Consider the following 24588-nt stretch of genomic DNA (forward strand, 5'->3'; position numbering starts at 1 on the left):
CCTTATCCTCTCCAACCTGCCTTTGTTGTGCTCCCGATGATCAATAAGGATTCTTCCTGATCTTCAGCACTTCCGCCAGGAAGGTCAAGGCCAATCCCTGACCCCAGCCTTGAATGCGTTTATCCGGCACGCCTTTGTATCCCGCGGTGTCCTTCATAACGGCTGTTCCCGCGGACACGCCGCTGACGGTGCCGTCCTCTGTAATTTTAGACAAGATCCCGTCAATCGATTTCTGCGTGTATTTGTTGTAGATTCGTCCTTTGGTCAACAGGGCGGCCGCGATACCGGCAGAGCCTGACGTTTCCAGCGGAGATTCCGGATCGGTGGTGATGGTATGCCACAGGCCGGATTCATGCTGAAGTCTCACCAGCGAGCTGAGCTGATCCCGCAGCGAGCCTTCGATGATCATGAAGGAGGGATGCGTGACAGAAACCAGCTCCAGGGCGCGTGCCATCGTAATCGCGGCCCAAGCGTTGCCCCTGCACCAGAAGACGCCTGACATATGATTGCCGGCGATGTTGTCCCAGCCGTGGTAATACAGATTCGTGACAGGGTCCTGCAGACAATCCTCATGGCCGTGATACTGCCTCAAGCCATCCTCGAAGTAATCCTCACGGTCCAGCATTACGCCGATCCGAAGCAGGAAGTATCCTGCCATAAACATCGTATCGACCCACGCCTGCTCCGGGAAGTTATACGTTTCGGAGTTAACGGTATGCTGAAAGATGCCGTTGCCGAAACGCAGCGCATCATGCGTGAGATACTCGGCCATTTCCTTGGCCGTTTCGATATACCGCTCATCCTCATAAACCTCGTACAAGGTCAGGAGGGAGTGGCCGATGGAGACGCCGTTGACGGACAACTTCGGCAGCCCCTCCTCCATATTTTCGTCCACCCAAGCTTTTAATTGCTCCATATAGTTCTTCTTTCCGGTTGCAGCGTAGGCTTCACATACTCCATAAAAAGCGACTCCGCCCGGCCAATCCCAGCTAAAATCCATGCGGAAGGTTCGGTCAACCACCTGGTCGATCACTTGTTCAATACGTTGTTCATCAAACACGAGTGTTGGCATAACAGTTACTCCTTTCATAATGGGCCTCCTGATCAGAAGGGAAGGCTATAGTGTCATGGGTTTCAAAATAAGCCGATTACCCTTTCAATCCCGTCGTGCTGATCCCTTCCACAATGTATTTCTGGAAGATGAAGAAAACGATGACGACCGGCAGCAGCGATAGCGTAGCCATAGCGAACATCCCGCCCCAGTTGTTAAGCGACTCTCCATCGAGGAACAGCTTCAAGGCAAGAGACACCGGATATTTCTCCGGGTTGTTCAAGTAGATGAGCGGATTGATGAAATCATCCCATCTCCAGTAGAAGGAGAAGATCGAGCAAGTAATCAGAGCAGGCACGATCAGAGGCACGACTACCCTGAAGAATATCCCGTATTTGCTGCAGCCATCTATTTTAGCCGCTTCATCCAGCTCCTTCGGAATGGTGCGGATGAACTGCATGATGAGGAAGATGAAGAACGGAATGCCGAAGAATTGGGGTACAATCAACGGCTTGAAGGATGATAGCCAGCCGAACTTGGCAAACATCACGTACTGCGGGACGATCACCACATCATGCGGCAGCATCATCGTAATCATCATGCAGGCAAACCAGAACTGCTGTCCGAAGAACCGGGTTCGAGCCAAACCGAAGGCAACAAGGGCGGAGGAAGCCACGGCCCCGATCGTGGAGATGATGACAATGATGAACGAGTTTGTAAAGAAGGTAGCAAACGTGGTCCCTGCAAAGCCCTTCCAGCCTGTGGCATAGTTCGAGAATTCAAGCCGGCTTGGAATCAGGCTGTAGGCGGTCGTAAATATTTCATGATTGGGCTTAAGCGAGCTTGCCACCAGCCACAGAATCGGATAGGTCATGCCGAGGGCGAACAATCCGACCAGGGTGTGGTAGAGGATGCGTCTGGATTTGGTCATAACCGTCAATCTCCTTTCGACTCGTAGTGAACCCAGCGGGTAGATGATCTGAAGATGAGCAAGGTCAGGACACCGACGATAAGAAGCATGATCCAGGCAAGCGCTGATGCGTAACCCATTTCAAAATGCGAGAACGCCTTGCGGTATAAGTAAAGTGAATAGAGCAGCGTCTGATCCAGAGGTCCGCCTTCTCCGCGCGATATGATATAGGCGGGGGTGAATGTGAGGAACGCCGATATGGTCTGAAGTGTCAGGTTAAATAAAATGATGGGGCTTAACATGGGCAGCGTAATCTTGAAAAAGCGATGGACCGCGTTGGCGCCGTCCACGCTGGCAGCTTCATAGTAATCCCTCGGAATGTTTTTGAGCCCGGCCAGAAATATAATCATCGAAGAACCGAACTGCCAGATCGATAAAGCGATCAGTGTCCAGAGTGCCGTACTGGGATTCCCAATCCAAGACGTGGTGGAATGAATCCCGAACAAGGACAGGGCAGAGTTCACGAGCCCCTTGTCACCGAAGATTTGCTGCCACATGATGGCTACAGCCACACTGCCGCCGATGAGCGATGGCAGGTAGAAGGCAGAACGGTATAGTCCTACCGCCTTGGTAGCGGTATTCAGAATCATGGCAACGAAGAGGGCGAAGATGAGGCGAAGGGGGACACTTGCAAATACATAGGTGAAGGTGACCTGAAACGACTTGCCGATTTTGTCATCCTCCAGAAACAATCGTTCATAATTGGCCAGACCGAGCCACCTGGGCGCTTCCATCAGGTTGTAATTCGTAAACGAATAATACAGGGATGACAGGATGGGATATAACGTAAAGATGAGAAAGCCAAGAACGAACGGAGCAGAGAATACATAACCCGTAATATGCTCGTTCTCACGGAGTCTCTTCATGATCTTCAACCCCTACAATTCAGATTTGATAACGCCCCGTGTTGGGGTCATTGATGTAAAAAAGGCATCTCTTGCGCACACAGGTAAGACGTGCGGGAGATGCCTTGTCTAACCATGTTCTGGTTACTGCTGAGATCTGGCCAAAATGGCGTTGGCTTCCTTGCGGAACTCAGCCGCGGCATCTTCGATCGAGATTTTCTTGAACAGGATGCGTTCGCTGAGATCGCGCAGGAGCTTCTCAATCTCAACTGCTCCGATTGGATTCGGAGGATCTCCTTGCGTGCTGTTGGCTTCCGCCCAAGTGACATAGTCAAAGATCTTGGCTTCGTTCTCTGACAGCAGCGGTTTGAGCGCTTCCTTCACCTTGGCGGATACCGGCACCCCGCGTTCGCCCTTGATCAGCTTGTTGGCTTCGATATCATTGATGAAGAAACTGATGAATTTGGCGGCTTCTTCTTTATGCTTCGAGGTTTCGGTGACCGAGAAATACATGGAAGGTTTCAGGAAGAGACCGTCTTTCGTTCCGGGACCCGGCATGGGATTCAGCTCCAACGGACGATCAGTCACCAGATTGGCCACGGCGAGGAACTGGTTGGACCAGCCGGTACCCGATATGGAGTTGCCAAGAACGATTTCATCTTCTTCGGCTACGCCTTTCTTCTGGGCTTCCTTATCCAGAGACAGGATATATCCGTTGTCGTACCATTTCTGGTAGCGGGTGAAATAATCGATGAACGCCTGGTCATCGCCGTATCCGATCGTCTTGCCGTCGGCACTGTACATTTTCTGGCCGATGGTTCTTAGATAATAGGGGAAGAAGACGTCATGCCGGTAAGCAAAGCCCCCGATTTGCAGTCCTTTTTCCTTGGCTTGGGCCCCCATTTTGTCCATGTCGTCCCAAGTCCATTCCTTGGATGGAATGTCAATGCCATTCTTCTTCATTGTCTCGACGTCGAACGTTGTTTGGAGTGCATTCACGCCGAGATTCAAGGCAACCAGCTTGCCGTTGACCTCGCCTCCGCTCAGCGCATTCTCGCTGACGTCGGCCACATCCAGCTCGCCGCTCTCGGTGAACGGCTTCAGATCAGCCAGCTGATTCCGGCCTGCGTATTGATTCAGATAGGAGATGTCCATCTGAATAATGTCCGGGAGTCCGCCGGCCACCGCTTGGGGAGCGAGCTTCTTCCAGTAATCATCGAACGGGGCGTACTCAGGCTCAATTGTGACGTGTGGATTCTGAGCTTCATACATCTCAATGACCTTCAGGGTGTAATCATGCCGGGATTGTCCGCCCCACCATGCAATGCGGAGTTTGACCGGATCCTTGCTATCGCTCGCAGCAGCTGGCGGTGTCTCGGTTCCGGTTTCATTGCTTGCCGGCGTCTCTGCAGCACCGCCGCCCGAACAGCCGATCAAACTTCCAATCAGGGAAAACATCAGAACTGCGGTTAATACTTTTTTCATTCCATTTCCTCCCCTTTGTTAATAAACCATATCGACCCTAAATGTTAGTGCTTACATTCCCAATTATCTTGTGTTAGAGGGGAAAGAGTAAGGAAAAAAACCGTGCAGTTTGTTTAAAAAGCAGAGATGTACGTACAAGTTAACCTCTATTTTTTCATAAATTCGGAGGGTGTACAGCCGATCTGCTTCTTGAATACCTGACTGAAATATTGAGGATTGTCACCGAAACCAAGCAGCTCCGCCATCTCGAATATTTTGATATCCGGGTCGCTCTGCATCATTTCGATTGCACGCTTCATCCGTAATTTCATAACGTAGTTGGAGAATTTCTCGCCTGTCTCCTTCTTGAAGAGTTTGCCGAGATAGTCTGCGTTCATATACAGCATGTCATTGGCTACCAGATTGAGCGTAAGCTCCGAGTTCCCAAGCTGCTGTTCGATGATCTCAACGACCTTGCGAACGATGGCATTGTATTTGACTTTGTTCTGCTCGAAGTTCCGCTGCGTAATTTCCCTTACCGTGTCTTCGAGAAATGCTTGAATGGCATGCAAGGTGCTCATCTCGGCGATTTCCGGAATCCGCGCATATCGCTGCTGCATCTGTTCAGGGTCGGTTAGACGGATGAGGGACACATATTGCTGGATCACGTAGGATTTGGTCAGTTCAATGCTGAGCTGCGCCCGCTTCAGCTCTTGAACGAATTCTGCCAGGGCAAGCTCCGCTTCTTTGCGGTGACCGGATCGGACAGGCATGCACAGTCGTTCCTCATCGAGAACAAAACCTCCCTCCAGGCTGCCACTATGAAGGGTATCCTCTGTGGTGATCATCCCGCTTTCATCCAAGTAGAAGCGGTAGTTGAGGCACTGCAATGTATCCCGGTAGAGCTTCCGCGCCAGAGTAACAGGCCCGGGATCGCTAATGGCGATCGTTACATCCATCTTGTAATACTGTTTAAAGGTACAGCGGATATCCTGAAGCTGTTGATGGAGCTGTTCATCGTCTCGATTCTCGATAAGCACCAGAACCTGCTGCCCAATGGTAGTGCTCAGCAGGGTGGAGTCTAGGAGGTCTTCGGCAATATTCTTTACGGCGAATTGATGCTCAAATTCCACGTTGCCCTCCAGCTGGAACAACAGCAGGCGCACGGGTTGATCGAAGCTGTATTGAAACAAGCTGCGGTATTCCTCCAGGTCATGACGTCCATAGGTTTTGTTGGTGACAAACTCCTTGAGAACCTGCTCTTTGACGTGAGGCAGCACCTTGCGGAGGCGGCCCTTCATCTCTTGAATGAATGACTCCTTATGCTGCAATGCCGTCAGTTCGCCAATGACCTCCTTCAGGGCTTCGCCGATTTTGATCTCGTCGGTAGGCTTCAGCAGGTAATGCTTCACGCCGTACTGCATGGCACGGTTGGCATACTCAAATTCGCCGAAGCCAGACAGCAGCACGAATTTGATATGGGGATGGGAGGCGTAGGTTTTGGCTACGAGCTCCAGCCCATCCAGTCCGGGCATGCGAATATCGCAAACAACGATATCCGGTGCCTCTCTCATGATTTTTTCATATGCCTGGATCCCGTTCTGGGCAGTGCCTGCAAGTATGGTCTGATATGCTGGCCAGTCTACCATCTGGGATATGCCGTCCAGAATAATTCGTTCATCGTCCACAAGCAGAACCTTATACATCGAACAATCCCTCCGTTATTTAGGTAACGACAGAATCACCCGGGTTCCAAGCCCCGGCCCGCTGTCAATGGTTAAGCCATAATGTTCGCCAAAAGCAAGCTTGATTCGTTCATCGATGTTTAACAGTCCGATTCCGTTACCACTGGTTGTCAAATTGCCGCTTCGCAGTTGCATAAGCGTATCCGGCCCCATGCCCGGGCCATCATCCTCCACCACAACGCAGAAAGCGGAGGGGGTCTCCTTGCAGAACAAGATGATTCGGCAAGGCTCAATTGAAGGCTCCAGTGCATAATGGATGGCATTCTCAAGCAGGGGCTGAAGGGTCAGCTTGGGAATGGGGCGCTGCCAGTCCTGCTCCTGTACATCCATTGTAAATTGGAGGCGGTCTTCAAACCGGAACCTCTGAATGAGGATGTAATTCCGGACAATCTCCAGCTCCTCGCCCAGCGTCAGAATCGGTTCTTTCAGGCTGACCGAGTTGCGGAGAAGGAAAGCCAGGGCCTGCACCATATCGGAGATTTGAGACTGCTTGTTCATCTTCGCCAGCCAGTTCACGGATTCCAGGGTGTTATACAGAAAGTGGGGATTGATCTGGGCTTGCAGTGCTTTGAACTCGGTTTCTTTAATTAACAGCCGGTTCGAATAGTTCTCGGTAATGAGGGCATTGATTCTCTCGATCATGAGTCGGAATGTCCGGTGCAGCAGGCCCAGCTCATTCATGGCTACAGGCGTCGCATCCTGGGGCAGAACATTGGCTTCTGCAAAGTTTCCTTTTTCCGCGAGTTTCATCCGGGTAATAAGACTTTCGATGGGACGTGTCAGCCCTCGGCTGAACCGTATACCGAGCAGGATCGCAACAGCGAATATCATCGTGAACACGATAATGACGAGCTCTTTAATGAATATGATTTGCTTGAAGGCTTGGTTGAATGGCGTGACGTTCATATAAGTCCAGCCCGTATTGGCGGAGCGGTTATGTGCGATGAAATAGGTATGGCCGTCCATTTCACGCGTGAGGTATCCGTTTCCCGATGACAGGGAGGATTGAATAGCTGCCGGATCAAAGTGCGGTGTTTGCGGATAGATTAGATCCGTACCCGCAGTCATGATCAGATCCCCTTCCCCGCCAGCGGACTTGCGAACGATTTTATCCATATTGATTCGGATAATGATGGTACCCAAGTAATGCAGGTCGAACAGCGTACCGGTATAGGAACGTATTTCCCGGGAAAGTAACAGGGCCGAGTCCTGTTCGTCAGGGTAGATCCAGCGTTCCTCGCCATCGGCATCCCCGGCAAGCTGAAGGATATGTTCTTTCTTAGTCGGATCAATTGGAACGATGCTGCCGACATCATGCTGTTTATCGTAGGAGTCAATCAAGTGGATGGAATAAAGCATGGGCTCGGAGCCGACATAATTCAGAAGGCGGTCCACAAGATGCTGCCTCAGTATGAGCCGGTCATAATCGGAGTCGCTCCCCGAGATGGAGCGCAACAGGTTTTGGATCTGGGTATCGGTTATGATGTTGAAGGAGAGCTGTTCGATCCGCTCGAGCTCTGACTCAATGGTAGATGAGGACAGGTGCAGAACCTGGGATGATTTGAGGTACAGCTGCTCGTCGTAGATGGAGAACGCATACTGCTGGACGATGACGGCGAAGGTAAATGCCATCGCAACGATCAGGCTGATAAGAAGTGAGAGTTTGTTTTTGATTTTCATATTTTTATAGATGGCACTCCATTTTTGCACGGCAACGTCTCCTTGTGCTTGACCTTGAAATGTTGTGTACACATTATGTACCGGGTTGTAAACGCTGTCAATATTGTTATTGGGCAGTAAACCAGTGCAAGGTTTCAAGATACAGTCGGTTATTTAAACAAGATGGACGGTTATTTGGATTTATTTCGGGAGGCGTGCGGTACATAATGGTTCAGAGGGTAACAGCAGCCTTGGGGAGGTGTAAAGGTACTATGTACAAGTTTGATTTTGGAACAGAAACACCGTGTCATGATCATATCAAAATAACGGCAGAGACCTTATATAGTCCAGAGCTTGGCTACGGCTTCCATTCCCTGTCTCCGTTATCCGCTGTGAACCGATTGGGGGAGCAGACGTTATCGGGAGATTTTGTAATCCCGCTGAATGCGGCATTTCAAATCGATGTGCCGGATGGTCTGTACACCTTGCACCTGCTGATCGGTGATGCCTGGTTTGATACCGAAACCTCCATCCGGGGAACGGAAGGGCAGATGCTGCTGGATGGTTTGCGGACACAGGGAGGTCACTTTGAACGATACAGCGTTACGGTGCCGGCTGTCCAAGGCGCAATCATGCTGTCCTTTTCCGGCCGCGCTCCCCGGATTAATGCCATGGAGGTAGCAGCTTCCCCGCATGCCTGCCATTTGTTTCTGGCGGGAGATTCGACGGTGACCAATCAGCCAGCGGGCGGATTTCCCTACACCGGTTGGGGGCAAATGCTGCCTTCCCATATCAAGGCCGATGCTGCTGTTAGCAATTACGCGCGTTCGGGCCGAAGTTCCAAGAGCTTTATAGCTGAGGGGCTTCTGGATCCGATTCGGGAAAAGCTGAAGCCGCATGATTATATGCTGATTCAGTTTGGTCATAACGATCAGAAGCGGGACGAGGAGAGATATACGGAACCCTTTACCACATACAAGGAGTTTCTGAAAATATACATTGACGTTTGCCGGGAGAAGCAGGCCACTCCGATCCTGCTAACACCTGTCCATCGGCGTTATTTTGATTGCAATGGCAGGCTGAAGGACACGCACGGAGATTATATTACAGCTGTTCGGGAATTGGCGGTGGAGGAGCAGGTCCCCTTGGTGGATCTTGCTGCGCTGAGTTTGGATTATTTTAACCGACTCGGGCCGGATGGGACAAAATCGGTGTTTATGTGGGGAGCACCCGGTGAATTTCTGTTGTTCCCGCAAGGGGTGATGGATAATACCCATTTTCAGCAGCGCGGTGCAGTCAATGTGGCGGAGCTGGTGATTGGCGCTTTGAAAGGGCTTGGTCTTCAGCCGTTGTCTCTCTATTTGCGATAGCCTTTATTTTGCGGGGGATGATTCGTCATACAAGGAACTTCGGTTGTGAACAGCGAATTGGTTCTAATACCTTATACACGAGGAGAGAGTACGGCATGTCAAAAGGCGAGAAACAATGGATCATCCCGGACGCTTACATTCCTCCTGTGAGCAGTGGAGAGCTTACCAGTCATGAGTCGGTCTGTGTCTTGAACTTAAGCGATCAGGATGTGGTGATTACGGTTCACGCTTACTTCGAGGATCGTGACCCCCTGCTCGGAATGGAAACAATCGTTCCAGCCCAAAGAACCAAGCACATACGGACCAGTTCGCTTGCAGCGGAGGATGGAGAAGGCATACCTTCGGGTGTTCCCTATGCGATGGAAGTAACCAGCAGTGCGCCTGTGTTTGTTCAGTACAGCCGTCTGGATTCGACTCAGGCAGAGAATGCCTTGATGAGTGTCATGGCGTATCCGGTATCAACAATTTAATGTGAAAAAGGATATACTGCGAAGGATTTACAGCGATAAAACGAAAGAAGGACCGAGTACACACGGTCCTTCTCTTTACGTTGATATGAATTCAGTTTAAATAATGGCGTCTTTCGTCATTTCGTAGAGCGTAATGGAATCCTGGCGTATTTCCAGTGAAATCACCGTATCCTCTTTTTTGAAAAAGTAGACATGACCCAGCCGGTTATCCTTCAGTTCCGTCCATCCTGAATCCTGTATCTCTTGGATGTATCGCTCTGGCGTGGACAAGCCCTGCTCCCCGCCGATGCCCTTTACTTCATATTTAACGCCGTTGTCAATGTTGGGATTTTCGGATGAGGATATGGTCTCCAATAGTGCCGAACTTTCCGGGATGGGGAAATCGCCATGAATGGAAGAGGTTGTGTACCCGTCGACAGGCTCCTCATATTTAGGGGTACATCCGATGGCCAGCAGGAATAAGGGTAACAACATGAAGGTGATAAGATATTTTCTCATGGGCATCGCTCCTTTCTATAATGAACGCAACAAGTCTGGAAAAAGTTGTGGGTGCATCCACTTTTCTAATTGAATGCTTCATTACCGAATGAACCAACGGCGTTATGCAGGGACAAGCGGTGACGGCATTATCTATGCCCGGGATTTTAGCGAATACAGGACGATAATGGGGGAGAGCATGGCAAACGACTTGCATCAGATGACAATTGAAGGGTGAGTATTCCGGTCACTAGCCTCTAGATACGAACGAGGGGAAAAATGTTAAAATAAACATCAGGCAGTTAGCTTGACGTTTATTTGTATGCTGCCCTGATGTTGCGAAATGAGAATAAATTAATACATATAACAACCACGGTAAGGTGATTTTGGATGATTGATGATGAGTCCCATATAACCGCTTACCGCCATACTTGGAAGAGAAGAACGTTTTTTCCGGCCATGATTTCCTGGGTGGGACGGGAGCATATTTGATGCAGGTCAGAATCTAGTAATCCAGTAATCTTTAGCAATCTAGTTATCTAGCAATTTAGTTATCCAATAAAGATCATAGGACAGCTTTCCCCATCAGTTGAAGAGCTGGCGTAGCACGACCCTACTTCATACGAGAATACGAGAGAACACGAGGTGATAATCATGAAGCCATTGTCAGTAGGAATTATCGGGACGGGGTTTGGCGGACATGTTCATGCCCCCATCTTCTCGTTGCATCCGGGATTCGAGGTCAAATCGATTGCGAGTGTCTATCGGCAGCAGAAGGCTGAAGAGCATACGTGGAAGGGAATTCAGCATTACAGAAATTGGCGCGACATGCTGGAGAAAGAACAGCTGGATCTCGTATCCATTGCATCCTCTCCCAGCCAGCATTATGAAATGACGATGCTTGCGCTGCAATCCGGTCATCATGTCCTGACAGAGAAACCTCTCGGCATGAATGCGGAGCAAACATTGCACATGCTGACGGAGTCAGAACGGGTCAAGCGTAAAGCCTTCGTTAATTTTCAATGGAGATGGACACCAATCCGACAACGCATCAAGCGTATGATGCAAGACAAAGAGCTTGGAGATATCCAGCATATTCAATATACAGGGAGCTTCTCTGGACATGCCGTGCTTGCGAATTCCTATCGTGGCTGGGAAGCGCGGCGTGAGGAGGGAGGGGGATTCTTGTTTGCAATCGGGTCCCATATGGTCGATTCCCTTCTATGGTGGATGGACGAGGAGATTACGGACGTGTACGGCGATTTGAGAACACAGATACCGACATATAGCGGAGACGACGGGCTTGAAGTCAGGGAAACGGACGATGCGTTTACCTTCATTGGGCGCTTCAGAAGCGGGGCCTCACTTGTTGCGAATGTGTTTTTTCCCGGAATCCGCGGAGCGGGCTGGAAGCTGGAGATCCACGGGACCAAGGGGACGCTGATGATGCGTAATGATGATACTCTTGAATGCAGCTTCGGCGGTTCATTTGAGAGAATCGATCTTGAGCCGGTTCATGCCCCGGCTAGCCTGGAAGCTCCGGCGGTGCATTACTATAATGGTTTTTATCAGATGGTCGATGGCATCTATAGCACCCTGGCTGGAAATCAAACCTTCCCGGATATTCCGACTTTCCTGGATGGCCACAAGGCACAAGCCGTTCTAGATGCGATACGTCTCTCGTCAGAGACGAACACCCGAATAAACGTTGATTATACCTAAGATAAGAGATTCGGCATGGATTAAACGGTAAACAGCAGGGAGGCGTGGATATGAGCCAACGACGTCTTCAAGTGGGAATGTGAAGTCAATGGACGGAAGAGAACTGGGAGGGCACGTACTATTCCGATGATGACAGGGATACATATATTAATAGTTGATTTCGGTGTTTTTTGATCGAATGGAGTGAAGAGTAACGCTATGATGAACCGGTGGGATCATTCGCTTATTAGGGGGAGGAGGAATCCTCGATGATTCAGAGTTTGATCGTTGTATTTCTGCTTACGATGGTTATTCATACGGCTGAGACCTTGTCTTACTCCGTCAGGTATGCGGGCGTGAAGCTGAACAAGATTGCTGTGGCGCTGTCGCTGACAGGGATTATCGTGCTGGTGTCCAGAACGTCCAACCTGATCCAGGCCCCGCTTACAGCCAAGTTTGTTGATTATGCACGAGACCATCCCACATTTGACGTGCTCTCTTATTTCAGGGCGATTCTGTTAGCCGCTTCAATCGGAACGATCATGGCCATTGCGCTGTTTCCGACCTTCGTGAACTTGTTCAGCAGAGTTATCAGTAAGCTGGAGGTTGCCGGATCGATTCCGAAACTGGTCTCCAGCGTAACCATCGGACAGCTCAAGAATACAAGGCATTACGTCCGGAAGCCGAATCTGAAGTGGAGCCAGTTCCGGTACTTAGGGATACCTAAGCGATTTATATTCATGAATGTCGTGGTGACGGCTATTTATACCGTGGGCGTCCTGTCATCTTTGTATGCTGCCCATCTTGTTCCGCAGTACAGCACAACGGCGTCTCAAGCCTCCGGTTTGATCAACGGGATTGCCACTATTATTTTGACAATATTCATAGATCCGCAGCTTGGCTTGATCACAGACAAGGCTACGCGGAATGAAGAAGCCAGAGATCAGCTGGGCAAAGTGTATACGATGCTGATGGTTTCAAGATTTTTCGGAACGATGCTGGCCCAGCTTCTCATTATTCCCGCCGCTTATGTGTTAAGCGTGATTGTAATGTGGATCTAAGAATAAATTGCCCGAGAGTAAGAAGGAGACACGATAAAACATGATCACCCGTAAACGAATTATGCTGGAATCCGTACTGTTTGCAGCAGCGATATATGGCGGTTATTTATTGTTCATGGTACTGCAGGGGATGATTCAAACCCAAAGATATGTACCGAATCTGGATGAAATCCGAGGGTACGAGCAGGCTGAATACCTCCAGACGGAGGTGGCTTTTGGCATGATCGAGCGGAACAGCGAATGGCTCGCAGTTACAGCCGTCGGAGAATTTATCCTATTGTGCGGGTTGTATGGAAGCATAAGATATATATGGGCAAAATGGCGTTCATGATGCCGACCTCATAAACAAAAGCCTACAGATTCAGATCAGCCCTGTTCATGGACAAACGTTCATGATCAGGGCTGTTTGGGTAGGGAAATGGAATCTAGCTTTTACCCATAGCTTGCTCATGGAATGAAGAGTAATATCCAAACCGTCATTAAAAAATGTGAATTTAAAAGAGTTAATTGGATGACCCAATTACCCGGAATATTGCGATAAAAGGGAAAAACTACCTGAATAAAGTGTTTGAAAGCGCTATTTTGATTCTTGACAGCCTTTTCAGTTGCGTTTATGCTAAACATGCGGTTAATTGGATGACCCAATTATCGTTTGCGCAAGAAGTGATAGAAAGGGTAGTCATATGACCATTAAGAAGATTAAATATCATCGGGTGTACGAGGATGTTATTGAGCAGATCAAGAATCTGATTCTGGAAGGAAATCTGACTCCGGGCGATGTTCTTCCGACGGAGCGGGAGCTGGCCCAATCTTTTGGCATCAGCCGCGGAACTTTGCGGGAAGCATTTCGTATTCTGGAGCGCGAAGGACTCATTGAAGCAAGACCTGGTGGCGGGCGCTTTCTGAGCAAGGCACTGGATGTAGCCGAGGATCGCAGCCGCATTCTGGACAATATCGAACGCGCTACCATTATTGAGTTATTAGAGGCGCGGGAATTGTTTGAGACAGGGATTGTGGAGCTGGCGGCTAAGCGTGCAACCGATGAGGATATTGCCGAGATCGAGGCTGCCTTCGAGAAGTGGGGACAGATCGATCAGGAGGCGGAGGATCGCTCGAAGCCTGACCAGGCCTTTCACTTGTCGATTGCCAAAGCAACGCATAACGTGGTTCTCGTCAATATGATTGAACTGCATATGGATTTGCTCCAGCGGACTCTGAGCAAGACGGCCCAAATTCCAGGGCGCAAGAGCGAGGTTTATGAGGAACATTTACTTATTATGCAAGCTATTAAGGAACGTGATCCGGTGAAAGCGAAGCTGGCTTTGCTGAACCATTTGAGCAGAGTCAAAGAAAACATACAGAAAAACTACATTCATGTATAAGAGGGGAGAAACTCGCCCCTTTTTAACACAAATTGGATAATCCAATTATCCAATGGGCATGAGTGAATATTTTGGTAAAGAGGGACTGCAGATGAATACAGACATTCGAATTCTATCACCCTGCGGCATGCTGGGGTACGGATTTCCTGAACAATCCTTCATGAACGGGATGGAGTTTGAGCTGCACGGCATCGTTGTTGATGCGGGATCTACGGATGGGGGACCGCATAAGCTGGGCGCCGGTGTATCGATCGTCAGCAAGCGTGCGGTGAAGAAAGACCTGGACATTATGATCACGAATGGATTGTCCCGGAAGATTCCCATCATCATCGGCTCGGCAGGCGGCTCGGGAGCTCAGACCCATGTGAACTGGACGCTCGATATCATTGATGAAATCTTGGATGAACGGGGCCTGCAGGCCAAGGTCTCTGTCATATGGGCAGATTTTACTCAGCAGGAGATCCATCAGGCGAAGGAGGAAGGACGCATTAAGGCACTGAGTCCGAATATTCCGCCTCTGACGAGCGAGTTAATTGATTCGACGAACAGCATCGTTGCACAGATGGGACACGAACCTATTGTGGAAGCGCTTAAACAAGGTGTGGATATCATCGTTTGCGGCCGTGCTTATGATCCTTCTCCGTTTGCCGCGATTGGGATTTATCATGGCAAGGACCCGGGGCTTTCCTATCACCTGGGCAAAATATTGGAATGCGGCGCTTTATGCGCGGAACCGGGAACAACGAAGGATAGCATTCTCGGCACGATAAGCGACGATTCGTTCACCGTTCAATCACTTAATCCTGACCGGAACTGCAGCCCGACGAGTGTTGCAGCACATACCTTTTATGAGAAGGAGCATCCCTACATTCTGCACGGGCCCGGATTTACGCTCGACCTGGAGCATTGCCGATTCGAGGAAGTGGAGAAGGGCGTCGTTCGCGTAACGGGCAGCCGCTTCCTTCCGGCTGAGAAATACTTTATTAAGCTGGAAGGAGCAAGACGAGTAGCTTACCGGACGTTCGTTGTTGCGGGGATCCGAGACCCGATTCTCATCGGAAAGCTCGAAGAGGTTGAGGACTATGTCCGCAATCAGGCCAGGGAATATTACCGGGAAATTCCGGAATCGGATTACCAGATTCAATTCTATAATTACGGCAAGAACGGCGTTCTCGGAAGCAAGGAGCCCGAGTCGTTCACCGGACACGAGATTGGCGTCATGTTTGAAGTGGTGGCCAAGACGCAGGAGCTGGCGAACAGCATCTGTGCAACGGTTCGCTCTACGTTCCTCCATTACGGATACGATGGCCGCAAATCAACGGCGGGGAACCTGGCATTTCCATTCGCGCCAAGCGATATCGAGTTCGGTCCTGTCTATGAATTCTCCGTGTACCACCTGATGGAAATGAAAAATAATGCTTTTCGGATAGAGCATCGATAAGGAGGATCAAACTGTGACTCAACTCGGCGATTTGGCGAAGGTGCTGCGAAGTAAAAACTCTGGCCCCTTCGAAATTACATTAGACGTGTTGTTTGATTCCAAGGAGCAATATGACCAAGTAAAACAGTCCGGCCGCATTACAAAACGGACGATATGTGAGTTGTATCAGATTCGGGAGGAGCAGATTCATCACCTGGTATTTTTCGATCAGGCGCTGGGCTTCAAAATTACGATGTCGCGGGATATATCGTCTGGCAGCGTTGGCGACCGCGATGTGTATGGAGCCCAGCAGCATGCACCTCTCATGAAGCTATCCATCGATTATCTGGAGGAGGGATAAGCCATGAAGGTGTTAAGACGCTTAAGGCAGGATTGGGTGCTGTACGCGATGCTGTCGTTACCTCTTCTCTACTTTTTTATCTTCCACATCATTCCGTTATACGGCATGAAACTCGCCTTTCAGGACTATCGGATTCTGGGAGATCATGTATGGGTAGGATGGAAGCATTTCAAGACACTCTTCAGTTCGCCTGCCTTCACAAGCGTACTGCAGAATACCATTATCATCAGTTTGATGAAGATCATTTTTGTCTTTCCGATTCCGATCATGCTATCACTTCTTATTAATGAAGTACGAAGCTCCAAATACCGCAAATATGTACAATCCGTTGTCTATCTGCCCCATTTTCTGTCCTGGGTCGTGATTGCCGGGATCTGGATCAGCCTCCTGAATCCTGCAGACGGCGGAGTCAATCTGATTGCGAACTTCTTTCAACTGCCATCCATCGATTACATGACAAGTAAGGAGCATATCCGCTGGGTGCTGGTATTCTCCGAAATCTGGCGAAGCGCCGGCTGGGATTCCATCATCTATCTGGCAGCTATTATGAAGATCAGCCCAGGATTGTATGAAGCAGCCAAGATCGACGGAGCAACACGGCTGCAGCAGATGAGGTTCATCACGCTTCCTCATTTATACAGCACAGTTGTAACCGTCTTCATTCTGAATCTGGGCTTCTTCATGAATGCTGGTTTCGATCAAGTATTTAACTTTATGAACGATTCCGTCATTAGTGTCGTGGACATTCTGGACACTTATGTATACCGAATCGGTATTGGGAACGGACAGTTTGCTTATGCAACCGCAGCCAGTCTGTTCAAAGGCGTCATCGGTATCGTCCTTATCCTGGGTACGCATTTCATATCGAAGCGCTTCTCGGGTAAGGGCGTCTGGTAAAGGAGGGATTTACGATGAGACGGCTGGAGATTTCTAAAATTGTCATTTATCTGATGTTGTTTGCGTTCACGCTCATGGTACTGGTTCCTCTCCTGCATCTGCTGGCGCTGTCTTTAACAGACCCTGGCAAAGCCCATCTGATGGGTGGACTGGATATCATCCCCAAGGGATTCTCTACAATAAACTACCAACTGCTATTGTCCAATCCTTTGATCACGGGCAGTATTCTGAACTCGGTCTGGATCACCGTTGCAGGTACGTTTCTCAATCTGCTGCTGACCTCCATGGCAGCTTATGTGCTGGCTAGAACCGAATTCATCGGCAAAAAATTCGTGTTGTTCTTCCTTATCGTCATTATGGTATTCGAGCCGGGCATGATTCCGGAATACCTGCTGGTGAAGGATCTTGGACTGATGAATACGCTAACTTCACTGATCCTGTACAAAGCGATCAACGTTTACTATCTCTTTATACTCATGCGGTTCATTCAGGACATTCCGGAGGAAATTCTGGAGGCCTCCCGCATTGACGGTGCAGGTCACTTCCGGTTGTACAGCCGGATTATCCTGCCGCTGTCCAAGCCGGGGCTGGCGACATTGGGCTTGTTCTACGGCGTGTATCACTGGAATGAATATTTCAGAGCCACACTCTACATTTCAGACCCGAGTAAATGGCCGCTGCAGGTCGTGCTCAGACAGTTTGTTGTACGCAAGGACAATACGTCGCTGATCGGCAACCAGAACATGTTTGACAGCTCGATCAATTTTGATTTTGCTTCCCTGCAGGCGGGTACGATCATGATTGCGATTGTACCGCTGTTGTTCCTATATCCGTTCATTTTGAAATACTACGCAAAAGGCGAACTGGAGGGAGGGGTCAAGGATTAAGCGGGGAAGGGCAGCTTATTGAAGGCATTGATGTTCAAATTCAAAAAAGGGGAGAAAGATGAACATGAAAAAATTAAGCCTGTTATTAATCGTTGCCATGCTGGCCATGGTCATGTCTGCATGTACCTCAAACTCGAACTCGCCGGGAGCGGGTCAAACAGAGCCTGGGACCACCCAGCCTGATGGAAGCGGCGATCCGGTTACGCTGAAGATTGTGTACAAGGATGAAGGAACGGCTAACCCCGTTTCCGTTAAATTTTTCGAAACCTTGGAGAAATCCCTCGCTGAAGATGAAGGCTTGAACGTGAAGTTTGAGCTTGTAGACCTCGCGCAGGGCAGTTATGCGGAAAACCTGAACCTCCTGCTCTTGGGCGGAACCATTCCGGATATCATCTACTTCCAGGGCGGAGACCAGCAGATTGCCGATCAAGGTCTGCTGGAGGATCTGACGCCGTATATTGAGAAATCTACCTACATTAAAGAGATCATGGAACCGCACAACCAAACACGGATGGCAAGTTATCCGTATCTGCTGTGGATTAAACCTCTTGCACCTAAGGCACCGGTTGTTCGTGCCGATTGGTTTAATGCCATGGAGAGCTCCAAGGCCTTGATGGAGAATCCGACAGTGGACAATTATTACGCCTTCTTCAAGGAACTGGTGGAGAAGAAGCCGGGTGAAGGCAAGCCGAGTTACGCGCTGACGGCAGCAGGCGATATCGCCGAGATCAACTTCATTTTCAACACGGCATTCGGTCTGGATACCACTTGGCTTAAAAAGGACGATGGAACTTATGAATACTCCAAAGTCTCTCAAAACGAGAAAGAAAAACTGACTTTCTATAACAAGCTTTATAAGGAAGGACTGCTTGATCCGCAATTCATTACGAAGCAGTGGGATACGAAGGAAGATGCCTTTTATAAAGGGGAAGCCGCGGTGATTACGGGGACAGCCGGCAAAATCATCGATTTGTATGATGGAAGAATGCAGGAACTGGGTGGAGATGACGCCAGCCTGATCGTGCTGCCGCCTGCAAAAGGCGAAGCGCAAGGATTCGGCGCCACCGACGTCACGAAGGAAGCAAGAGGACTTGCGATCTCTTCGCAGTCCCCGCATAAAGATGTTGCATTCAAAGTCTTTGATTACCTGGCAAGTCCCAAGGGCCAAATGCTGGACCGGCTCGGATTCGAAGATGAGCACTACAAGGTGGTAGACGGTGAGATTGAGCTGAACGAGAAATATTACAGTGAATGGTATGCACGTTTCTGGGAGCCAACCGAGATCCAATCGGAAACTCCTTTGAAAACGCCGCTCTTGGGCGAGCCGGGCACCGAATCGCTGAAAATGGCTTCGGATTACTACACGGAAGACAACAACTTCATTATTCCTGAGCAGTTCATTGCGAACTGGGATGCCATGAACAATCTGTACAAGGAATATTCAACCGACTTTATTACAGGCAAGAAGGACTTGTCCCAATTCGATCAATTTGTTGAGGCCTGGAACGCTGCTGGCGGAGCAGAGATTACGAAATACGCTAACGAAAACATCAAGTAAGGAGCTTATAACTATGACTTCGTTTCGTGACCGAGTAAGAGGCGTGGTGATATCCACCGCGCTTGGAGACGCAATGGGAGCTCCCATTGAGAAATTGACGTACGAAGAAATCAAGTCGAAATACGGACGCGTGGAATCCTTGATGACAAGATGGCATAAGATGGATCTTCCTGCCGAGGTCCGGCTTGGCCGGGTAAGAGGGGACGGGATTGTCACGGATGATACCCTGATGACGATTGCGCTCATGAATGTGTATCTTACCGAGGGCCGACATCTGGACGCCTATGATATGAGCAATGAATTCGTGAAGGAGATTGCGTTCCGCAAGACGTTTGTCCCTGAACTGAATGAGGAAACGCTCATTATAGACCGATTGTTTTATCCGGAAAAATACATCTTCATGCGTCATGTGCTGGCGAATTGCGACCCGAGAGAGGGCGGCATCGGGAATATGGTGAACTGCGGGGCGGCGATGTACATCGCCCCGATCGGGATTGTCAATGCGGGCCATCCGAAGGCGGCCTATGATGAAGCCATCCTCTTTGCGATGGGTCATCAGAGCAGCTATGGCCTGGAAGCGGCTGGCGTCCTCGCGGCATGCGTCGCGAAGGCTTTTGAGCCTGGGGTGAGCGTGGATGATATTATCGGCACGGCCATCAGCCTGGCGAAGGACGGTACGAAAGCTGCCATACAGGAGCTGACCCAGGCTGCCCGAGAACTGCGGCCGGAGCGGGACAATATGGACAAGGTGATCGAGGTGCTGCAGGCGATCATGCTCAAATATTCCCCGATGGGCGATGACGTTAGCCGTCATATCGACAAGGTTGGCGTTCCGAGCAATCATTATACGCCAAGCCGCCTGTGGTCGATCGAAGAGCTGCCCATGGCGCTTGCGTTCATGGTTCTGAATGAGGGGGAGTACTATCGTACGATCCTGGACGGCGTTAACTCCGGGCGTGACACGGACTCGATCGGCGTCATGGCCGGGGTGATCCTTGGGGCGATGCATGGTAGCGAGGTCATCCGCAAGGAAGATATCGAGCAGCTGAACAAGGTGAACCGTCTTGATCTGTGCGCCGTTGCTGACGAATTCAGCATGGTTGCCGCCAAAATCATTGAGGATGACCTTCGAATCCATGAGATGAGGAAGAACGTTGTTCAACACGAGCTGTAGCAATAAGAAATCATGCGAGGCTGACATTTTTTTGAATTAACCATTTGTTTTGGAGAAATGCAGTGTTCTTCTTCCGCTCCCGGATTTCTGCGATAAAAATTTGGACTCAAGGAAACTCGGGGGCAGTAGAGAACGAAAGAATGATCCGAATTTGCGGTGGAACACACAAAAAATTCATGTTTCAACTTTGAATGCGCAGAGGCTAGGAGGGAGAGTTAATGATACCTAAACAGTATGTAGAGACGGTATATGCAGGATTTATCGGGATGAACATCGGCATAAGGCTCGGTGCCCCCATCGAACCGGTTGCTTGGACATATGAGCGCATCCGGGATGTTTACGGTGATATTCGGGATTACGTGAAGCCGTACAAAACCTTTGCAGCAGACGATGATGCGAATGGTCCGGTGTTTTTCATTCGTGCGCTGTATGACGATGCGACGGACCGCGAGCTTGAACCGGAGGATGTGGGAAAAGCTTGGCTCAATTATGCAAGGGAAGGCATCGGCATGTTCTGGTGGGGCGGCGAGGATATCAGCACCGAGCACCGGGCTTATGTAAATCTGCGCAAAGGCATTTCGGCCCCGCGCTCGGGCTCCATCGAGGTGAACGGGACGGAGATGGCTGAGCAGATCGGCGGCCAGATCTTCATTGATTCATGGGGGCTTCTGTTCCCGGGTCGGGCGGAGAAAGCGGCAGATTATGCGGAAAAAGCAGCCAGCGTCTCGCATGATGGCAACGGGCTGTATGGCGCACGTTTCATGGCAGCATGCATTGCCAAAGCATTTGATGCTTCATCGATGGATGAGATCATCGCTGAGGGACTCCGTATGATCCCGGATGACTCAACCTATGCACGTGTGGTGCATGCGGTTATGGATTTTCATCGGGAGCATCCATCCGATTTTCAGGCTTGCCGTCAATACTTGGAGGATCACTGGGGATACGATAAATATACGGGTGTATGCCATATTATCCCCAATGCAGGCATATGCGTGCTTGCTCTGCTGTATGGCGAGGGGGATTTTGCGCGCACGGTAGAAATCGCGTCCATGTGCGGCTGGGACACCGATTGCAATGCAGGGAATGTGGGAAGCATTCTGGGTGTGTACGGCGGCTTAGCCGGAATTCCGGATCATTATCGCAAACCCATCAATGACTTCATTGTCGCTTCCAGCGTTTCCGGGTACTTGAACCTGGTGGATTTCCCCACTTTCGCCAAAGAGCTCGCATTGCTGGGTTATCGCCTGAATGGGGAGAAGGCACCGCAGGAATTAGTGCAGAGCGTGAAGCAAGGTGAAGTGTACTTCGATTTTGATCTGCCTGGATCAACCCATGGCTTTCGGACAAGCAACCCGTTCAAAACGCCGGTTGTGCGCCATTCCAATCAACGCGGATGCGATGGAAGAGGGTCGCTTGAAGTTGTTTTCGACAGACTGGTTGAAGGCGACAGCAGTAAAATCTACTATAAACCGTTCTACCGCCGGGCTGAATTTAATGATGAGAAGTATAAGCCTACCTTTGCGCCGCTTGCCTATAGCGGTCAGACCGTATCTGCGCGAATCTACGTGGACCAGTGGGAAGGCGCGCCAGTGACCTTGACCCCTTATGTTCGGAACACCTATACACAGGAGGACCAGATTCTGCAGGCGGTTACCCCGGTGGGCGGAGAATGGAATGATATTCAATTCGTTATTCCGGATACCGAAGGCGCTATGATCGATGAGATCGGATGGATACTGGAGAGCCCTTCGCCGCTCTTGAATCGTGCCATCGGAAGTCTGTTCATCGGACAGGTCCGTGTTACCGGCTCGGCGGAATACAAAATTGATTTTGCTAAACAGGCCAAAGAATTCGCTTCCATCACACCATTCTCTCACCATAGAGGCAAGTGGGAGCTGCGTGATGGAGCGCTGCATTGTACAGCAGAAGGAGACACTTCATCCTATTCCGGCAATTATTATGCCGGTGATACCGTGGTTGAAGCGACAATAAAACCGATTTCCGGCACCAGCCATTGCCTGATTACAAGAGCGCAAGGCGTGATGCGGCATTATTTGGCCGGTTTTGACGGTCCGAATTCTGTCTCGTTTATTAAACAGGACTTCGGGACCAAGCGCTTGATTACGGCCAGATATGATTGGGAGCTGGGCGAGGAATATCGTTTAAAACTGGTGTCTGAGAAGGATCGCTTCATCTTGTATATTAATGGAGATAATGTACTGGAATGCAAGGAAACGGCCTATGCTCATGGTATGTTTGGCTTTGGCTGTCTGGAGGATGGCGAGAACGAGATTAAGGATGTTCACGTCCGTACATCAGGGCAGAAGTCGGTTTAGAAGAGAGGAGCGGGGTATCTTTGCGTAAGCTGGTTGTCATTGGAAGCATTAATATGGATGTTGTAAGTAATGTGAATCAGTTCCCTCAGCCGGGGGAGACCATTCATAGCAGCGGAACGTCGTTTTTTCCTGGAGGCAAAGGTGCGAATCAAGCGGTGGCGGCTGCGTCGGCAGGCGCAGATTGTGCCATGTTGGGTGCGGTTGGTCTTGATCCTTTTGGTGATACCCTGATTGCTTCGCTGGAGGATCGCCAGGTCCGGGTTAAGTCCGTGCTCTCCAAGGAAGGCACCTCAGGCATTGCGATGATTACCGTCAACAAAGAGGGTGAGAATTACATCGTCCTGTCCGAGGGAGCCAATGGGCGTCTGACCGAAGAGGATGTTGCGTCTGAGGTGAATTGGGATGGAGTATATGCGGTGCTGCTGCAGAATGAAATTCCGTGGCAGACGACGCGGTACGTCATTCACTCGGCCAGTAAGGCCGGTGTCCGCGTCTGGCTGAATCCAGCACCTGCGAGAAGTATCCCCGAAGAGGTATTTCCGCTGCTGGATACGCTGATCGTGAACGAGACGGAAGCAGGAGTGGTTAGCAGCTTGAGAGTAGATGACGCGGCTTCTGCCGAGATGGCAGCCGATTGGATCATAGCCAAGGGTACCTCAAGCGTCATCATTACGCTTGGCGAACAAGGCTGCTTCTATGGCAACGCACGCGGGGAGCGCGTTGCCATTCCGGCTTACCGCGTGAAGCCCGTCGATACCACGGCAGCAGGAGATACCTTCATCGGCGCTTATGCTGCTGCTTGCACCGATGGTATGGACACAGAGGAGGCACTAAAGTTTGCAACCGCGGCGGCAGCCCTGACGGTGACCCGTCCTGGGGCGCAATCTTCCATTCCGACCAAGGACGAGATACTGGCTTTTATGGATAAGTAATGTTCATGCTGTGTAAGAGAGAGGGCGGTTGGATGCCTTCTCTCTTTTGTTTTTTCACCTCTTTGGTGCCTGAAGCACGAGAAGGTGTCAAATGTCGGCGGCGCCTGATCACTATAATAAAAGATATGGTGACGATCGCTCGGTGTATCGCCATACGTATAAAATATTGGTTAACGCATGGCTGTTGTCAAGGCATCTGTGTTGCAGGGAAGCTAATGAAACTGCCCGACATGTTCTGCTGAACCCTTTCATATATGTAAGAGTGACGATAATGAATCTATGAAATGGGGTATCTGACTCATGGCAAAACAAAAAAGAGGCAAATCACTTTGGCACTTACCTACTCGCGCTCGCGGTACATGTCCCGTATGTAAAAGCACTCGGATTAAACTGTTGTATCCTCGTACCAAATCGGACGGCACTGCGCTGAAAGTATGCAAGCGCTGTGATGGCGCATCCCAGGAGCGAGTGGATGCAGCAGTGTAGCGCTAAGAGCTGCAAGTCCCTTTGAGGGAGCCCGGCTCCGCTGATAGCTGCAAGTCCCTTTTAGGGGACTTGGAAGCTCGAGTCCAGCTCAACCCGGAGGCTTATTCACGTGTAACGGGCAAGCCTCCCCTCTCGTTGAATAACTCTGCTTTCCTTGCGGCTCAGGGATTATTTGGAATATAATAGTTTTACAATATGAGAGCATAGACCGTTTCCACGTGAGGCGGTCTATGCCTTTTTACACGGATTGAAGCGTGCTCTGTTTTTCGCATTCGGCCAGATCATGGGATATGTGGGAGATAGATGAACATGTGAACGTGAGCGTGAACAAGTAACACC

23 protein-coding genes are annotated in these 24588 nt (G+C 50.1%); 16 read left to right on the forward strand and 7 right to left on the reverse strand.

Features of this window, described 5'->3' with window-relative positions:
* Positions 1-40 precede the first annotated feature (40 nt).
* The 6 genes from PGL02S_RS05435 to PGL02S_RS05460 all read right to left on the reverse strand — a co-directional run bounded on the left by PGL02S_RS05435 (position 41) and on the right by PGL02S_RS05460 (position 7785).
* Entirely contained in the window at positions 41-1072 is a 1032-nt protein-coding gene (locus PGL02S_RS05435) for a glycoside hydrolase family 88/105 protein (RefSeq protein WP_036642409.1), read from the reverse strand.
* Positions 1073-1148: 76 nt separating this feature from the next.
* Positions 1149-1982 carry a carbohydrate ABC transporter permease gene (locus PGL02S_RS05440; RefSeq protein ID WP_006211486.1) on the reverse strand — a complete coding sequence of 278 codons (834 nt, stop codon included), beginning with the start codon at positions 1980-1982 and terminating at the stop codon, positions 1149-1151.
* A 5-nt stretch (positions 1983-1987) separates the two neighbouring features.
* Positions 1988-2887: a carbohydrate ABC transporter permease gene (locus PGL02S_RS05445; RefSeq protein ID WP_006211485.1), complete on the reverse strand. Its 900-nt coding sequence runs from the start codon at positions 2885-2887 to the stop codon at positions 1988-1990.
* 123 nt (positions 2888-3010) lie between these two features.
* Entirely contained in the window at positions 3011-4351 is a 1341-nt protein-coding gene (locus PGL02S_RS05450) for an ABC transporter substrate-binding protein (protein WP_036641893.1), read from the reverse strand.
* 146 nt (positions 4352-4497) lie between these two features.
* Positions 4498-6036: a response regulator transcription factor gene (locus PGL02S_RS05455; protein ID WP_036641895.1), complete on the reverse strand. Its 1539-nt coding sequence runs from the start codon at positions 6034-6036 to the stop codon at positions 4498-4500.
* 15 nt (positions 6037-6051) lie between these two features.
* On the reverse strand, positions 6052-7785 hold the full coding sequence (locus PGL02S_RS05460; protein WP_036641896.1) for a cache domain-containing sensor histidine kinase: 1734 nt from the start codon (positions 7783-7785) through the stop codon (positions 6052-6054).
* 221 nt (positions 7786-8006) lie between these two features.
* Between PGL02S_RS05460 and PGL02S_RS05465 the strand changes: the two genes are divergently transcribed.
* The gene (locus PGL02S_RS05465) at positions 8007-9104 is read left to right on the forward strand and encodes a rhamnogalacturonan acetylesterase (protein WP_036641897.1); all 1098 of its coding nucleotides are present in this window, start codon (positions 8007-8009) and stop codon (positions 9102-9104) included.
* A 95-nt stretch (positions 9105-9199) separates the two neighbouring features.
* Positions 9200-9574 carry a sensory rhodopsin transducer gene (locus tag PGL02S_RS05470; RefSeq protein ID WP_036641899.1) on the forward strand — a complete coding sequence of 125 codons (375 nt, stop codon included), beginning with the start codon at positions 9200-9202 and terminating at the stop codon, positions 9572-9574.
* A 96-nt stretch (positions 9575-9670) separates the two neighbouring features.
* Here PGL02S_RS05470 and PGL02S_RS05475 read toward each other — a convergent pair whose 3' ends face one another.
* Positions 9671-10072: a hypothetical protein gene (locus PGL02S_RS05475; protein ID WP_036641900.1), complete on the reverse strand. Its 402-nt coding sequence runs from the start codon at positions 10070-10072 to the stop codon at positions 9671-9673.
* A gap of 88 nt (positions 10073-10160) precedes the next feature.
* On the opposite strand from PGL02S_RS05475, the gene PGL02S_RS28695 reads away from it, so the two are divergent.
* The 14 genes from PGL02S_RS28695 to PGL02S_RS28700 all read left to right on the forward strand — a co-directional run bounded on the left by PGL02S_RS28695 (position 10161) and on the right by PGL02S_RS28700 (position 24249).
* Positions 10161-10289 (forward strand): hypothetical protein, encoded by a 129-nt coding sequence (locus tag PGL02S_RS28695; protein WP_255308611.1) that lies wholly within the window; start codon positions 10161-10163, stop codon positions 10287-10289.
* Between the two features lie 416 nt (positions 10290-10705).
* A complete protein-coding gene (locus PGL02S_RS05480) occupies positions 10706-11773 on the forward strand; it encodes a Gfo/Idh/MocA family protein (protein WP_036641902.1) in 1068 nt (355 codons plus the stop codon).
* 248 nt (positions 11774-12021) lie between these two features.
* Positions 12022-12813, forward strand: coding sequence for a lipid II flippase Amj family protein (locus tag PGL02S_RS05485; protein ID WP_036641903.1), 792 nt, complete (start codon positions 12022-12024; stop codon positions 12811-12813).
* Positions 12814-12853: 40 nt separating this feature from the next.
* The gene (locus PGL02S_RS05490; protein WP_063455941.1) at positions 12854-13144 is read left to right on the forward strand and encodes a hypothetical protein; all 291 of its coding nucleotides are present in this window, start codon (positions 12854-12856) and stop codon (positions 13142-13144) included.
* Positions 13145-13496: 352 nt separating this feature from the next.
* Positions 13497-14195 (forward strand): FadR/GntR family transcriptional regulator, encoded by a 699-nt coding sequence (locus PGL02S_RS05495; protein ID WP_006211474.1) that lies wholly within the window; start codon positions 13497-13499, stop codon positions 14193-14195.
* Positions 14196-14286: 91 nt separating this feature from the next.
* Positions 14287-15636, forward strand: coding sequence for an acyclic terpene utilization AtuA family protein (locus PGL02S_RS05500; protein ID WP_036641907.1), 1350 nt, complete (start codon positions 14287-14289; stop codon positions 15634-15636).
* Between the two features lie 13 nt (positions 15637-15649).
* The gene (locus PGL02S_RS05505; protein WP_006211472.1) at positions 15650-15976 is read left to right on the forward strand and encodes a DUF4387 domain-containing protein; all 327 of its coding nucleotides are present in this window, start codon (positions 15650-15652) and stop codon (positions 15974-15976) included.
* A gap of 3 nt (positions 15977-15979) precedes the next feature.
* Entirely contained in the window at positions 15980-16873 is an 894-nt protein-coding gene (locus PGL02S_RS05510) for an ABC transporter permease (protein WP_006211471.1), read from the forward strand.
* Between the two features lie 14 nt (positions 16874-16887).
* Complete coding sequence (locus PGL02S_RS05515; RefSeq protein ID WP_006211470.1) at positions 16888-17760, forward strand: carbohydrate ABC transporter permease; 873 nt, start codon at positions 16888-16890, stop codon at positions 17758-17760.
* Between the two features lie 64 nt (positions 17761-17824).
* Positions 17825-19318, forward strand: a complete 1494-nt coding sequence (locus PGL02S_RS05520) for an extracellular solute-binding protein (RefSeq protein ID WP_006211469.1) — start codon at positions 17825-17827, stop codon at positions 19316-19318.
* 13 nt (positions 19319-19331) lie between these two features.
* The gene (locus PGL02S_RS05525; RefSeq protein WP_006211468.1) at positions 19332-20492 is read left to right on the forward strand and encodes an ADP-ribosylglycohydrolase family protein; all 1161 of its coding nucleotides are present in this window, start codon (positions 19332-19334) and stop codon (positions 20490-20492) included.
* A 218-nt stretch (positions 20493-20710) separates the two neighbouring features.
* On the forward strand, positions 20711-22831 hold the full coding sequence (locus tag PGL02S_RS05530; RefSeq protein WP_036641909.1) for an ADP-ribosylglycohydrolase family protein: 2121 nt from the start codon (positions 20711-20713) through the stop codon (positions 22829-22831).
* A gap of 20 nt (positions 22832-22851) precedes the next feature.
* Positions 22852-23763 carry a ribokinase gene (rbsK, locus tag PGL02S_RS05535; RefSeq protein ID WP_036641911.1) on the forward strand — a complete coding sequence of 304 codons (912 nt, stop codon included), beginning with the start codon at positions 22852-22854 and terminating at the stop codon, positions 23761-23763.
* Between the two features lie 300 nt (positions 23764-24063).
* Entirely contained in the window at positions 24064-24249 is a 186-nt protein-coding gene (locus PGL02S_RS28700; protein WP_076150397.1) for a hypothetical protein, read from the forward strand.
* Positions 24250-24588 lie beyond the last annotated feature (339 nt).

The organism is Paenibacillus glucanolyticus NBRC 15330 (genome assembly GCF_004000885.1).
GTDB classification, from domain to species: Bacteria; Bacillota; Bacilli; order Paenibacillales; family Paenibacillaceae; genus Paenibacillus_AQ; species Paenibacillus_AQ glucanolyticus.